Raw genomic sequence first — 13,949 nt, forward strand, 5'->3', positions numbered from 1 at the left:
ACGATTGTCGTCGGTGATATACCCGTCCGAAGTATGTCCGGCTCATTTCGATGCGCTCTGGATACTGGGCAGCGTCTGGATTTCGTGGTCGAAAGTTCATGCAGAAAATCTGTGAAATCCAACAAAACGGTAGGGGAAACTACGACAGCTTGCCAAAGTATCCCTGGCTCGATCTCTGACAGTGCTACCTTGTCCACGGCAATCAACCGGGGCATTGCTTGACTATGTTGGTTTGTCCTCGGCCATAGATCCCCGCCAGTAGTCCGGATTAGGGCAGCCACCGCGCTTCGCTGGATCCTCGCGGGACGAGCGGAAAGATGTATCGTCCCGGGGTTTCCGACATTATTACCTGATCGGTGACCCCTTGGTAGTGCCCACTTGGGGTTTGCGCTTGGAAAACTTCGGGATCCAGGAATGCATGCTCACCGGCGGTAGCGCCAACGTTTGCGGCGTAGTTCTTATCGAAGATTCCGAGCTCTATCAGCCACAGCGAAAGACGCGCAAGCGACAGGTGGATCTTGTAACTGCCACCTTCCACCGACCTTCGTTTCAGGGTGGCCATGACGGCCATGGACGCAAGCCATGACATGGCGTAGTCGTTGATAACAAAAATTTCCGTCAGCTGGGGTTTTTCATTGGTTCCCTCGCGCGAAAGGATCCCGGTGACCGCGCCAGCGTTCTGATCAAATCCCGTACGGTCTGCCCATGGGCCAGTGGGACCATACAGGGACATTTCCACGTGGATGATCCCGGGGCGGATTTTTGCCAGGTGCTCGGCCTCCAGGTTGAAGTGGTTCAGGTAGCCAGGCCGGCGGTTCGCGAAGAACACATCGCAGTCCCGAGCCAAGTCGAGCATCCTACTCATTCCTTCTGGTTCCCCGATTTCCAGCGTTGCTGAACGCATGCCCACGTTGGAGGTGCTGTAGATGGAATCCATTTCGAAGTCGAAAGGTCTCCAAATGTTCAGAACATCGGCACCGTGGTAGGCCAGGGTCCTACCGAGTCCTGCGCCGGCAATGACATGTCCCAGACCTAGGGCTCGCACGCCGTCCAGCGGCGATACTGGTTCCGTAGAAAAGGGTTCGGGTGCGGATTCTCCTATTTTCTTGATTTGAATCAGTGGGAGTCCAGCAAGGTGCGGGAACTGCTCGTGTTCGAGAAATTCTTCGGTACTGCGAACCACTGTGGCTTGGAGGCCACGTCGATTAGCTTCCTTCTCTAGATCAAAGGAATCCCACCCGCGGGTGATTTCGGCGATGGCGTCATAGTTATCTGCGCAGCCCAGGAATTCTAGGGCTCTAGTTTTTGCTTTCGGGTAGATGTTAAGCAACTGGATCAGACGGCCGTCTCGGGTGGGGTACATGAATGACGGAAAGAACGGGTTCGTCGGATCATGCGCGTTGACAGGGGGATATCCGTTGAGAAGTTCCCACTTTTGATCATAGAAGGGGCACAGACGATGCGGCACCCGACGTAGATCCAAGGACAGGTCTTGTCCCGTACCCGTGCGATGGCGCCATAGGTCGGCCGCAGCGACGGATTTGGCCATCAGCGCCACTCCGCCCATGGTTGCAAGCGGCCAAGGACTCTTCAAGATGGGGTCTTTGCCGGAGAAGGTCACAGTTCCTCCCCCACCGTTTGCGTCAAGTCCCACAAGGGACAAGATTTTTGCCAACTCTCGCTCCGGATCAAGCTCATTGTCGGAGGTCAGCGGCGCGGCCAGAGAGGCGCGAATCTTTTGCTCGAGCGTAAGTTCTGACAGGGTAATCATTCCTTAGAGATCGTCGGGGCCATCCCCGTCCGTGGGGAACTGAGTTCCTCAGGGCTAGCCGTGAAGATTGCCTGGAGGCCGCGCGCTTTGGGTCGGGAGCGCCGTCCGAGATCGACCCGGCGACGCTCCCAACTCTTAGTTCGCTGTGGCCTTGACCTTTGCCGCTATGGCTTGGTCCTGGGACTCGGCGTTGTAGAGTGCTTCCTTCCGTCCCCAGCCACCGGGGAGCAGAGAAACCGAGACGACGGAGATCACCGAAACAATGATCATGTATACGGCTACGGCGTCAGAGGAACCGTAGGCTGCGAACAGCGCGGTCGCGATCGTTGGCGCAAATGCCGGTCCCGCCAAAGTGCCAAGCGTGTACCCCACCGAAGCCCCGGTGTAGCGGACTTCTCGGGAAAATACCATGGCCATCAAGGATCCAGTGACGCCTGCGGCAGGCGGCATGGCAATGCCGAAGAGCAGGACGACAGCCGTTGTGAATCCCCAGGCGGTTCCGGTGTTGATCAGCATGAACGCCGGCCAGGTAACTACGCCCATGGCGAGGGCACCTATCAGGTACATGGTTTTGCGTCCGTAGGTGTCCGATAATGCCCCAAATACCGGGTAAAGCACTGTGGCAATGACGGCTGCAATGAAGACGCCCATCAGTGCAGTGCTCTTATCCAAGTCAACGACCTTGGACGCGTAATTCACCAGGTAGCTCATGGTGATGTACGCGTAGACACCTTGGGACATGTAGGTTCCTGCGATCAGGAAGATCTCCTTCGGGTGGCGCTTGAACGCCTCCTTAAGCGGGAGCTTGACAATCGCATCCTTCGAACGTGCGGCGGCGAACGCCGGAGACTCGGAAACCGCCATACGAATGACGAGACCGACCACTACCAAGACCGCACTTACCAAGAACGGCAGACGCCAGCCCCATGTGAAGAAAACGTCGTCCGGCAACTGAGAGACGGAGAGGAACGCCACCGTGGCCAGAGCTGTTCCGGCAGGGGCGCCAGTTTGAGGGAATGCCCCGTAGAATCCGCGTTTGCCCTTAGGCGCATGCTCGACGGCCATCAGCGTCGCGCCACCCCATTCGCCTCCAACCATGAAGCCCTGGAACAGCCTCAGGAGGGTGAGCAAGATCGGGGCAGCGATGCCAATTTGCGCATACCCGGGGAGCAAGCCCATGAGCATCGTCGCCAAGCCCATCCCCACGAGGGAGATGATGAGCATTTTCTTGCGTCCAATTCGATCGCCGAAATGCCCGAATACGATGCCACCGAGCGGACGCGCCAAGAAGCCGACACCGAATGTAGCGAAGGACAACAAGGTTCCCATTACTGGCGTGGCTTCGGGAAAGAATAGCCGGGGAAAGACAAGCGCGGCTGCGGTGCCGTAAATGAAGAAATCGTAGTATTCGATAGTCGTGCCGATGAAGCTTGCCATCGCAACTTTAAAGGGACCGGCAGTACGCCGATCATTTTGATGAGTAGACACAGAAGGTCTCCAGAGTGAGCGCTGTAGGGGAGTTGGGAATCAATGTCGCAATTCCGAATCTGGTCGGCACAACATCGTTCTTCGTGACTACTCTCACACAAAATTACTTAACTAGCAAATAACTTTTTTGAAATTCTCTCCTCTGCGTCGCACTGGATCAGGCGCCGCCATGGCCGCATTCCTAGTCAGATTCCCCTTTCGACTCTCGGACTGCGGATACGAAAGCCCGCAAGCTTTCCGTAAGCTGAATTACGTCCCTGGGCTCCAACTTGCCCAACAGCGTCCGCTCGTAGTCAGAGATGGACTCCACGACGGGCTGAAAGATTTCCAACGCTTGATTCGTCGGCTCTATTAGATATCCACGTTTGTCACTTGGGTTCAAAATTCTATTGACTAGGCCGTCAGACTCGAGTTTCTTGATCCTCTTGGTCGTACCCGGAGCACTAATCAAGGACTGGACCGTAATTTCGGTCGGGCTCAATGCTCGCCCACTCCGCACCAGCACCGAAAGGATATCGAAATCCGCTCGGGTCAGCCCCTGTCGGGCCAGAACTTCGTCACTGCCCGCCTGAATGGCCTGCGCAAGGTATCTAATGCGCCCGGTAATTACCATCGGCGACGTATCAAGCTCGGGCAAGATTCGCGTCCACTGTCGCTGAACCTCGTCAACGGAGTCTCTTTCAGAATTCAATTTACTTCACCAGCTAACTAGTTTATGATAATTGTGACGGCACTCACTGAGGACTTCTTGCTTAGGCAAGAAACATTCTCGTTCATATAAAGCTAAGGCTTGTCCATCCGGAAACAACAATCAGAATTCCTCGTCCGCCACCCGATTTAGCCAAGGAAACGAAAAATGAACAATTTCACAAGCATCATCGGCGCTGCCGATCACCTAGATAATTCTTCGGACCACAACGAATTCGACACCGATGTATTCATCGTCGGCACCGGACCGATGGGCGCTACCACGGCTCTCGCGTTGGCGAGCTACGGTGTGCGGACAACAATGATTTCCCAATGGTCTTGGCTGGCAAACACTCCACGCGCCCACATTACGAATCTTCGAGCCGTCGAGGTTCTTAGGGATCTCGGGATAGAAGAAGAGGCGAAAAAATATGCCGTCTCGTGGAAGGAAATGGGCGATACGCTCTTCACTACTTCTCTGAACGGGCCAGAAATTGCTCGATTGGAAACCTGGGGTACCGGAGATCTCCGTTCAGGGGACTATGTCAAAGCAAGTCCATGCACCATGCTGGACATACCTCAGACCTATATGGAACCACTTCTGGTCAAGAACGCGGCAGAACGAGGGGCAAAGGTCCTTTTCTCCACCAAGTATCTTGGCCATGAACAAGACGCCGACGGCGTGACAGTCCGTCTGCTCAATCGCGCCTCCGGTCAAGAATATAGTTTGCGCGCCCGCTACTTGGTAGGAGCAGATGGAGCCAAGAGCCAAATCGCCGAGGAACTTGGACTGGAGTTCAAGGGCCACACCGCCCGCGCAGGCACCGCGTATGTCCGATTCAACGCAGATCTGTCCTCCTACGTCGCCCATCGGCCCAGCATTCTGCATTGGATCATGAACCCTGCGGCTGATTTCGGCGAAATCGGCATGGGACTGCTCCGAGCAGTCCGGCCATGGGATGAATGGATTGCGGGCTGGGGTTTCAGCGTGGACGACGGTGAACCCGATCTCAGCGACGAGCGGGTTATCTCCCAAATTAGAACGCTTGTGGGCGATCCTGATCTGCAGATCGACTTGCAAGGCACTTCTACCTGGTACGTGAACCAACAACATGCGCTGTCCATGTCGAAGGGTCGCGTGTTCTGCGGTGGAGACGCAACGCATCGTCATCCGCCAAGCAGTGGATTGGGATCTAACACCTGCATGCAAGACGCTTACAACCTCGCCTGGAAATTGGCATACGCTGTCAAGGGCTACGCCGGAGAATCTCTTCTGGATTCCTACTCTGAAGAACGAACACCTGTCGGTGCCCAGATCGTTGCACGCGCTAACCAGTCCCGTTTGGACTATGCACCGCTGAGAGAGTGTTTCAACACCGAGATGGGAGATGGAACAAAGTCCATCGAAGCAGGACTGGCGCGATTGCAGGCACCGACCAAGGAAGGCGCAGACCTCCGAGAAAAGCTCGCTACAGCACTGGAGCTGAAGAACACCGAGTTTAATGCATTGGGTGTCGAATTAAACCAACGCTATTCCAGCACGGCGGTCCTCTCGGATTCCCACGAGGAGGAAGTCTTTGCGCTCGATCCTCAGTTGCATCTGCAGGCCACGACGCGCCCCGGTGCCAAGCTACCGCATGCATGGCTCGTTGGTGCCAACGGACGACGAGTCTCTACATTGGATGCCGCGGGCAAGGGGCGGTTCACGCTGATTACTGGTTTGTCCGGACAGGCGTGGAAAGAAGCCGCCAAAGACCTTAATCTGCCGTTCTTGGATACCTTGGTCATAGGGGAAGAACAGTTCAAAGATCCGTACGCTTACTGGGCCAGTATCCGTGAAATCGGGGAAGCCGGAGCCTTGCTGGTACGCCCAGACGGATATATTGCGTGGCGCCAGATCAGAAATACTTGGGAGCCCAGCGAAGCCGGTAAGCAGCTATCCATGGCTCTGGAACAGGTCCTTGGAACCACCATGTCTTCACTTGTCACGGCTGGTTAGCCAAACTCGATTCATTTGTCCACTTCATATAACACCTACGATTCAAAGGAAAATTCAATGACGCAAACAGCAATCCCGGAATACACCACCGACAAGTTCTTCGGCCTCGAAGACAAATGGCTACAGACCGCAGACGGCGAACTGACCCACTACCATGAGCTTGGCGAAGGCACTCCGATGCTTTTCCTCCACGGTTCGGGAACCGGTGTGACCGCCGCAGCCAATTGGTGGCTCAACCTCCCGCAACTAGCTGAAACCGGCCGTTGCATTGCCATCGACTCCGTCGGTTATGGTCAGACAATCGTCCCAGAAGGCATCGAATACGGCATCAAAGAATGGGTCCGCCACTCGGTACGAGTTCTCGATGCACTGGGCATCGAGAAAACTTGGATCGTCGGCAACTCCATCGGCGGCTGGGTCGCAATGCAATTTGCCATCGATTTCCCAGAACGCTTGCTAGGCATCGTCTCCATGGGAACCGGCGGCGCGAAGAAAACCGCAGCACTCTCCGGACATTCCAAGCCAGAACTCTCCGAAGCAGGCATCCGCCGGACCCTCGAACAGTTCGTCGTCGATAAATCACTAGTCACTGACGAGCTCGTCTCCCTGCGCTACCAGTCCGCCTTGAACGACACCGCCAGCGATCGTCTGGTTGATGTTGTCACCGCACGTGACCGCGACCGCGACGCGCTACCGCTGGATTTTGAAGTGCTCGGCAAGCTGGAAATCCCAGTACTGCTGATCCACGGCATGCAAGACGTCGTCATTCCCGTCACCCGTACCCACGAACTGCAAAACGTGATTCCCACGGCCGATTCACACATTTTCAATCAGTGCGGCCACTGGTCACAGGTCGAACGATCCGAAGAATTCAACCAGGTAATCTCGGCGTACCTGAATCGCCACATGTAAGACGTGTTGTAAATGATAAGGCGGTGCCCGATGACGCTAATGCCGTTTTAGGGCACCGCCTTATCGGCCCCATAGAGAACGCAACCCACTAGCCATTGCACCAAGGAAATTGCGGGCTGTGTCGTCAATTAATTGTGCGCTGTTCCGACTGATGGAACACAAACTAGCCTCGCGGTTGCTTACCGAGTGAAATGGATAACAAGCCATCACGGACTCGTTTAAGTCTGCCGCCAGTTCAAGGAGAACATCATGCCCCAGGCATTGCTATGTATGTCCCACAGTCCACTGTTGGAACACGCCGATCCACCAGCTGAGGTCAAAGCAGCAGTTGAGGCAGCTTTCGCAAAGGCTCGCGCCTTCGTCAAGGACTTCGATCCGGACCTGGTCATCAACTTCGGCCCGGACCACTACAACGGTTTCTTCTACGACCTGATGCCACCATTCTGCATTGGCTATGAAGCCTTGGGCACCGGCGACTACGACTCCTGGGAGGGACCGATCAATGTTCCGACCAACATCGCCGAGGAGCTGGCGCAGTACGTGATCGATCAGGACATCGATACCGCGATCAGCCGCAAGATGGAAGTCGACCACGGTGCGGTGCAGCCAATGGAAATCATGTACGGCAATCTTGCCGAAAAGCCAATGATTCCGATCTTCATCAACTCCGTCGCGCGTCCCTTCTCCAAGGTGTCACGCGTGCGCAAGTTCGGCCAAGCAGTTGGTGAGTTCTTCAAGGACTCCGATAAGAAAGTCCTGTTCATCGGTTCGGGCGGGCTCTCTCACGATCCACCGGTGCCACAGATCGCGACCGCCACTGAAGAGCAACGCGCATTCCTCACCGACGGTCGCAAGCCAACCCCTGAGGCTCGGGCAGCTCGCCAACAGCGAACCATTGATACTGCTTTGGCCTTCGCCAAGGGCGAGGCAAACATCATGGAGCTGAACCCTGAATGGGATCGCGCGTTCCTTGAGATTTGCAAGTCAGGGGATGTGACCGGTTTTGATGCGCTCAACGCAGATGAGATGGATGCAGTTGCGGGTCATTCCTCGCACGAGGTACGCACTTGGGTAGCAGCTTACTCGGCGCTCAAGGCTTGCGGTGACTACGAAGTCACCTACGAGTTCTACAAACCAATCAAGGAATACATAGCCGGATTCGGCGTAACGACAGCGGTGATCAAGTAATGACTCAGTCTCCACAAACAGGCGCAACGGAATGGGCAAACAACCACTCCTCCGAGGTCCCTCGCAGCGAACTCATCAATCGGCTGGCAGAGGAACTACTTGTAGCCACCGAAACTCTTGTACCCGTGCCACCATTGCGTGACCGAGTGCTCGAAATGACCTTGGAAGATGCGTACAAAATCCAGGATGCCCAGTTGCAGCATCACTTGACCAAGGGTCGGGTCCTTTCCGGACGCAAGGTCGGGCTGACCTCGCTGGCCATGCAGAAGCAGCTCGGTGTTGATGCGCCGGACTTCGGCTATTTCTTCGCCGACATGGTGCACAACGATGACGCGGTGCTCGCCGCGGACTCCTTCGTCTCTCCAAAGGTCGAACCAGAGTTCGGTTTCGTGTTGAAGGAAACGTTGACCGGCCCCGGCGTGACCCGCGAGCAGGCAGCGGCAGCCATCGGTGAAGTCTACGCAGCTATTGAAATCATCGACTCCCGAGTCGAGGACTGGAACATCAAGCTGGTAGACACCGTCGCGGACAACGCTTCCTGCGGCGCTATCGCGGTGGGCACCACCCCACTGGATGTGCGCATCGAAGATTTGGCTGAGGTTGAATGCTCGCTGCTGATTGATGGCGAAAAGGTCGCTACTGGCAAGGGAAGCGACGTTATGAATGATCCAGTTGCCCCACTTGCGTGGCTAGCCAATGTGCTCGGCGAGCAGGGCGTTGCTCTTGAAGCCGGCCAGCTGATCTTGCCAGGCTCTTTCACCGGCGCTGTACCCGTGGTCAAGGATTCGACCGCCACCGCTGATTTTGGTCAGCTCGGTTCGCTGACGATCAACTTCTCCTAGTGACGCTACGCGTTGCCCCACTATCCATTTTTGCTCTGTAGCTAAGGAAACTCTCCCATGGCCAAGAAAACAGCCGCCATTGTCGGTTCCGGAAATATCGGTTCTGATCTGATGTTCAAGATCATGCGCCGTTCGACCAACGTCGAAGTTAAATACATGATCGGTGTCGACCCAGCCTCTGACGGTCTGGCTCGCGCGGCACGCCTGGGCATCACCACCTCCGCCGAAGGTGTGGACTGGTTGCTCGCTCAGGATGAACTGCCTGACTTTGTTTTTGAATGCACCTCCGCCAAAGCCCACGAGGCCAACGCCCCGAAGTACAAAGCCGCCGGCATTCACGCCATCGACCTGACCCCGGCAGCAGTCGGCCCGTACTTGGCGCCGGTGGTGAATCTGGATTCTTTGACCGACACCATGAACGTCAATATGATCACCTGCGCAGGTCAGGCCACCACGCCAATCGTCGCCGCCGTATCCTCGGTGGTTCCTGTTGAATATGCAGAAATTGTTGCCTCGATCGCTTCGAAGTCCGCCGGCCCGGGTACCCGCGCCAACGTGGATGAGTTCACCGAAACCACTGCCAAGGCTCTGGAGGTTGTTGGCGGGGCCAAGCGCGGCAAGGCAATTATCATCATCAACCCGGTAGAACCACCGATGATGATGCGCAACACCATCTACGCGATGATCCCGGCCGAGGCCGCTGCCGCAGGCGAGACTCAGGACAAGATCCGTGCGGCCATAGACAAGGCCGCTGCCGACATCCGCGACTATGTCCCGGGTTACGCGCTCCGCTTGGAACCTCAGTTTGAGGAAGCCCGCGAAGACTGGGGTGGCTTTGGCCGGGTCGGTATCTGGGTTCAGGTCGCCGGTGCCGCCGACTACCTGCCAGAATACGCAGGCAACCTGGACATCATCACCGCCGCAGCGACCCGCACCGCGGACCTGCTCTCTGACAAGATCGACGCCGCGCGCTCCGCCGCGTCGGTGAACTAGGAATTGGGGACGCACATCATGACTGCACCTATGGACACCACTTTTGATATTCGACTGACCGACACCACCTTGCGTGATGGTTCGCATGCGATGAGCCACAAGTTCACCGAAGAGCATGTTCGCTCGGTAGTGCGCGCGCTGGATGATTCGCGCGTTGAGGTCATCGAGGTCACCCACGGCGACGGGCTGGGCGGCTCTTCTTTCAACTACGGCTTCTCGCTGACCCCAGAACTTGATCTGATCAAGGCCGCGGTAGATGAGACGAAGCAGGCGAAGATTGCAGTACTGATGCTCCCGGGTTTGGGCACCATCCATGACCTGAACCAGGCTCACGAGGTTGGCGCGTCTGTAGCCCGCATCGCGACCCACTGCACCGAGGCAGACGTTTCAATTCAGCACTTCCAGCATGCACGCAAGCTGGGCATGGAAACCGTGGGCTTCTTGATGCTCTCCCACCGTGTCTCCCCCGAAGAATTGGCCAAGCAGGCGCGCATCATGGCTGACGCCGGTTGCCAATGCGTTTATGTGGTTGATTCGGCCGGCGCTCTGATCCTTGACGATGTTTCGGACCGTGTCTCGGCACTGGTATCCGAGCTTGGCAACGATGCACAGGTTGGCTTCCACGGCCACCAGAATATGAGCTTCGGTGTCGCGAACTCGGTCTTCGCCGTCCGTGCAGGCGCAAAGCAGATCGACGGCACCCTCATGGCGCTGGGTGCCGGTGCTGGCAACTCCCCCACCGAGGTTCTCGCCGCAGCCTTTGATCGCCTTGACATCAAGACCGGCGTGGACATCCAGGGGTTGATGGGTGCTGCCGAAGATATCGTGAAGCCATTCATCACCCGCATGCCGGTCATGGACCGCGCCTCGATCATGCAGGGCTACGCCGGGGTTTACTCCTCGTTCTTGATTCACGCAGAGCGTGCCGCGGAACGCTATGGTGTTCCTGCCTACAAGATCCTTGAAGAGGTCGGCAAGGCCGGCTACGTTGGCGGCCAGGAAGACATGATCGTTGACGTTGCCGTGCAGTTGGCGGCAGCTAAGTAAACGATTCATGCAGGGCGACGAAGGCCGGGTTGATCAGCGGATCCACCCGGTCTTCGCGCATTTCCCACCGGACTGATCATGTATTTGGCGTAGGCCTGGCGCTGAGCGACAAGAGCGTTTTCCGCTCAAGCCCAGTGCAAACTTGAACGACAACCTTGTTCAGCTCGACTAGGAACCACCGCATCGTCAGGACAAGCCACGGGTTCCGCCCTACGCAACGCGGGTGAGTAGATAGTGCTCTTGCTATGGCACTATCTACATATGAATAACGGCGTTGAATCCTCTTCTTCACGAACCGCCGGGTCCCAGACCCTTGCCCGTGGGCTGTCCATCTTGCGCCAAGTAACCACCTCACATGATGGGTTGAATGCCACCGAGGTAGCGCAGCACGCCAAGGTTCACCGCACGGTCGCCTACCGAATTTTAAACACCCTCTGCGACGCTGAATTATTGCATCGCGGCGAGGATAACCGCTACCGCGGGGCCGCTGGCTTGTTATCTCTGGCAGCTGCGGGGCACCAGCATCTGCGCAATGCCGCAGTAGCCCACCTTCGCAGTACCGCGGATGCTTTGGGAGTGACCGTGGCCTTACTGGTCAGGGAAGGAAATAGCGCGGTCTCGCTAGCAGTAGTTTCCCCTCGGGCCGGAACCTACCACGTGGCGTTCACCGAAGGCTCGCAGCATCCGGTCACTCGGGGTGCCGCCGGGTTGGCGTTGCTGGCCGCCGAACCTGCATCCGTGCAGGACAGTGAGCAGGTCCGGTTGGTGCGGGAACGTGGCTACGCTCAGACATTTGGCGAGGTGGAACCAAATATGTACGGCCTGGCGATTCCGCTTCCAGCCGCGGGATCACGACCCACCGCATGTCTCAACGTCATTACATTGCATGAACAGGCAGCAATTAATTGCGTGGAACCACTCAAATCAGCGGCTGCTAGCCTGCTCAACGAATTGGATACCTAGCGTTTCTAGGCCCAGCTAGAGAGAAAACGTTCCGACATGCAGAACGTTCCTTTGAGCTGGGCCACATCTTATGGTGTGATGAACCACAGGTTATGTGCACATGCAGTTCACTGTTGTGCGTTATTCACACAAATAAGTGAGGGTTAGATGTCTTCAATGACTACCAGCGAAGTCCTTATCGTCGGTGCCGGACCAACCGGTCTGATGCTTGCCAACATCCTAGGGATGTATGGCCGGACGGTCACCGTCCTTGAGGCGCGCGATACCCTCATTGATTACCCGCGCGGAGTGGGCCTAGACGACGAGTCTCTGCGCACCATTCAGACCGTGGGCCTGGTCGACGAGGTCCGCCCTCACACCACCCCACAGCACATCATGCGGCTGGTCAATGGACGCGGCAAGACAATCCTGATCAATAATCCGCAGACCGACGAGTTCGGCTGGGAACGCAAACACGGATTCATCCAGCCTGAGGTCGACCGAGTTCTCTATGAAGGCCTAGAGCGCTTCGAGAATGTCCAGGTGCTGTTCGGCCATGAGGTACTCGATGTCACCGAGACCGCGGACGCCGTCACTACCCGAGTCAAGGTCCTCGATGTGAACGGCAACGAGTCCGAGCGCAGCTTTGAGGCAAAGTTCATCGTGGGCTGCGAGGGTGGCAAATCCCCGACTCGTAAGCGTCTGGGTGTCAGCTTCGAGGGCGAATCACCTTCGACTCGCTGGCTGGTTGTCGACGTCAACAATGATCCGCTGGGCACCCCGAACGTCTTCCTCGGCGCCGATCCCGTACGCCCCTACGTCTCCATCGGCCTGCCGCACGCGGTGCGCCGCTGGGAGTTCATGCTGCTCGACGATGAAACCGAAGAGATGGCTACCGACCCAGAGTTCGTGAATCGAATGCTGGCCGATCATGTACCGGATCCAACGACGCTTGAGTACATTCGTCGCCGTGTATTCACCCACCACGCACGCGTGGCAGGCGACTTCCGCAAGGGCCGCCAGCTCATCGCCGGAGACGCCGCACATCTGATGCCTGTCTGGATGGGCCAGGGGTGGAACTCGGGCATGAGGGATGCGACGAACCTTGGTTGGAAGCTCACCTCGATTCTTACCGGCCAGGCAGGCGACGAACTGCTGGATACCTACACCGCTGAGCGCAAGCAACACGCCAAGGCCATGGTTGACCTGTCGCTGACCATGGGCAAGGTCATCAAGATGACCAACCCGGCCGGTGTGGTGCTGCGCGATACCGCCGCCAGCGTATTAAACCTCTTCCCCTCGGTGAAGAGCTACTTCGCGGACATGCGATTCAAACCGATGCCACGCTACACCTCCGGGGTCCTCGCGGATCCCACCACCGCGCAGGCAGGCACCGCCGAAGCAACGTTGCGCAGCAAGTTGATCCCGGTGGCCACTGCCAACACCCGTGTCTCCCCCGTCGGTGTCCAGTTCATCCAGCCGAATGTGCGCACCGATGAGTTGGGAATCGGCAAGCTCGATGACGTTGTAGGCAACTGGTGGACGCTGCTCGTCTGGGGCAATGACCCGATCGACGTGCTGCCGACGAAGACCATCGAAGACCTGCAGGCGTTGGGCGCCCGACTGGTCGCGGTAGTCCCGGAGACCCAGTACGAGTGGGCCAAACGCGATATGAGCTCAGAAGTACTCGTTGTTTCTGACGTGACCGGACGATTGAAGAAGTGGTTTGATGATCGCCCAACTCCAATGGTCCTGCTGCGTCCTGACCGATTCGTCGCTGGCGCATGCCTGCATCAAGATGGTCCGCGCACAATCGCTGCGGTGCTGCAGTCGATGAGCTTCAAGGGTGCGCGCACGGACATAGCAAACAGGACTCTCACCGGCGCATAGCCAGCCCGCCGGGGCTGGCCAAGTGCAACGCATCGTTCCGTGGCGGAACTTGCACTGAACGGAATCTAGAACACCTTCTGCCCTCTTCTTATGAGGGCAGAAAGTGGCGGGCTTCGGCTTGTCTAGCCGTTCATTGTGCGGTAATTCAGCGCGCCGCCGCCGGCGGAATCTCCCCAAGATTCCATTTGGA

Annotated in this window: 11 protein-coding genes; 8 read left to right on the forward strand and 3 right to left on the reverse strand. The window is 57.1% G+C overall.

The window, feature by feature from the left end:
• Positions 1-268 precede the first annotated feature (268 nt).
• From LG294_RS14800 to LG294_RS14810, 3 genes are all read right to left on the reverse strand, one after another.
• Complete coding sequence (locus LG294_RS14800) at positions 269-1,771, reverse strand: CoA transferase (protein ID WP_404287008.1); 1,503 nt, start codon at positions 1,769-1,771, stop codon at positions 269-271.
• Between the two features lie 135 nt (positions 1,772-1,906).
• A complete protein-coding gene (locus tag LG294_RS14805) occupies positions 1,907-3,259 on the reverse strand; it encodes an MFS transporter (protein WP_404287010.1) in 1,353 nt (450 codons plus the stop codon).
• Between the two features lie 181 nt (positions 3,260-3,440).
• A complete protein-coding gene (locus LG294_RS14810) occupies positions 3,441-3,872 on the reverse strand; it encodes a MarR family winged helix-turn-helix transcriptional regulator (RefSeq protein WP_404291788.1) in 432 nt (143 codons plus the stop codon).
• A gap of 243 nt (positions 3,873-4,115) precedes the next feature.
• Here LG294_RS14810 and LG294_RS14815 point away from each other — a divergent pair, with 243 nt between their 5' ends.
• From LG294_RS14815 to LG294_RS14850, 8 genes are all read left to right on the forward strand, one after another.
• The gene (locus LG294_RS14815) at positions 4,116-5,945 is read left to right on the forward strand and encodes an FAD-dependent monooxygenase (RefSeq protein ID WP_404287012.1); all 1,830 of its coding nucleotides are present in this window, start codon (positions 4,116-4,118) and stop codon (positions 5,943-5,945) included.
• A gap of 57 nt (positions 5,946-6,002) precedes the next feature.
• Positions 6,003-6,857, forward strand: coding sequence for an alpha/beta fold hydrolase (locus tag LG294_RS14820; RefSeq protein ID WP_404287014.1), 855 nt, complete (start codon positions 6,003-6,005; stop codon positions 6,855-6,857).
• A 249-nt stretch (positions 6,858-7,106) separates the two neighbouring features.
• Positions 7,107-8,045: a 3-carboxyethylcatechol 2,3-dioxygenase gene (locus LG294_RS14825; protein WP_404287016.1), complete on the forward strand. Its 939-nt coding sequence runs from the start codon at positions 7,107-7,109 to the stop codon at positions 8,043-8,045.
• On the forward strand, positions 8,045-8,887 hold the full coding sequence (locus LG294_RS14830; protein WP_404287018.1) for a 2-keto-4-pentenoate hydratase: 843 nt from the start codon (positions 8,045-8,047) through the stop codon (positions 8,885-8,887). The genes LG294_RS14825 and LG294_RS14830 overlap by 1 nt, the downstream gene beginning before the upstream one ends.
• A 57-nt stretch (positions 8,888-8,944) precedes the next feature.
• Positions 8,945-9,880 (forward strand): acetaldehyde dehydrogenase (acetylating), encoded by a 936-nt coding sequence (locus LG294_RS14835; RefSeq protein WP_404287020.1) that lies wholly within the window; start codon positions 8,945-8,947, stop codon positions 9,878-9,880.
• Between the two features lie 18 nt (positions 9,881-9,898).
• Positions 9,899-10,927 (forward strand): 4-hydroxy-2-oxovalerate aldolase, encoded by a 1,029-nt coding sequence (gene dmpG / locus LG294_RS14840; protein ID WP_404287022.1) that lies wholly within the window; start codon positions 9,899-9,901, stop codon positions 10,925-10,927.
• Positions 10,928-11,188: 261 nt separating this feature from the next.
• Positions 11,189-11,890: a helix-turn-helix domain-containing protein gene (locus LG294_RS14845; protein ID WP_404287024.1), complete on the forward strand. Its 702-nt coding sequence runs from the start codon at positions 11,189-11,191 to the stop codon at positions 11,888-11,890.
• A 156-nt stretch (positions 11,891-12,046) separates the two neighbouring features.
• The gene (locus LG294_RS14850) at positions 12,047-13,759 is read left to right on the forward strand and encodes a bifunctional 3-(3-hydroxy-phenyl)propionate/3-hydroxycinnamic acid hydroxylase (protein WP_404287026.1); all 1,713 of its coding nucleotides are present in this window, start codon (positions 12,047-12,049) and stop codon (positions 13,757-13,759) included.
• The last annotated feature ends 190 nt before the right edge of the window (positions 13,760-13,949 follow it).

The sequence above is a fragment of the Glutamicibacter arilaitensis genome (assembly GCF_044793945.1).
Lineage (GTDB): Bacteria > Actinomycetota > Actinomycetes > Actinomycetales > Micrococcaceae > Glutamicibacter > Glutamicibacter arilaitensis_B.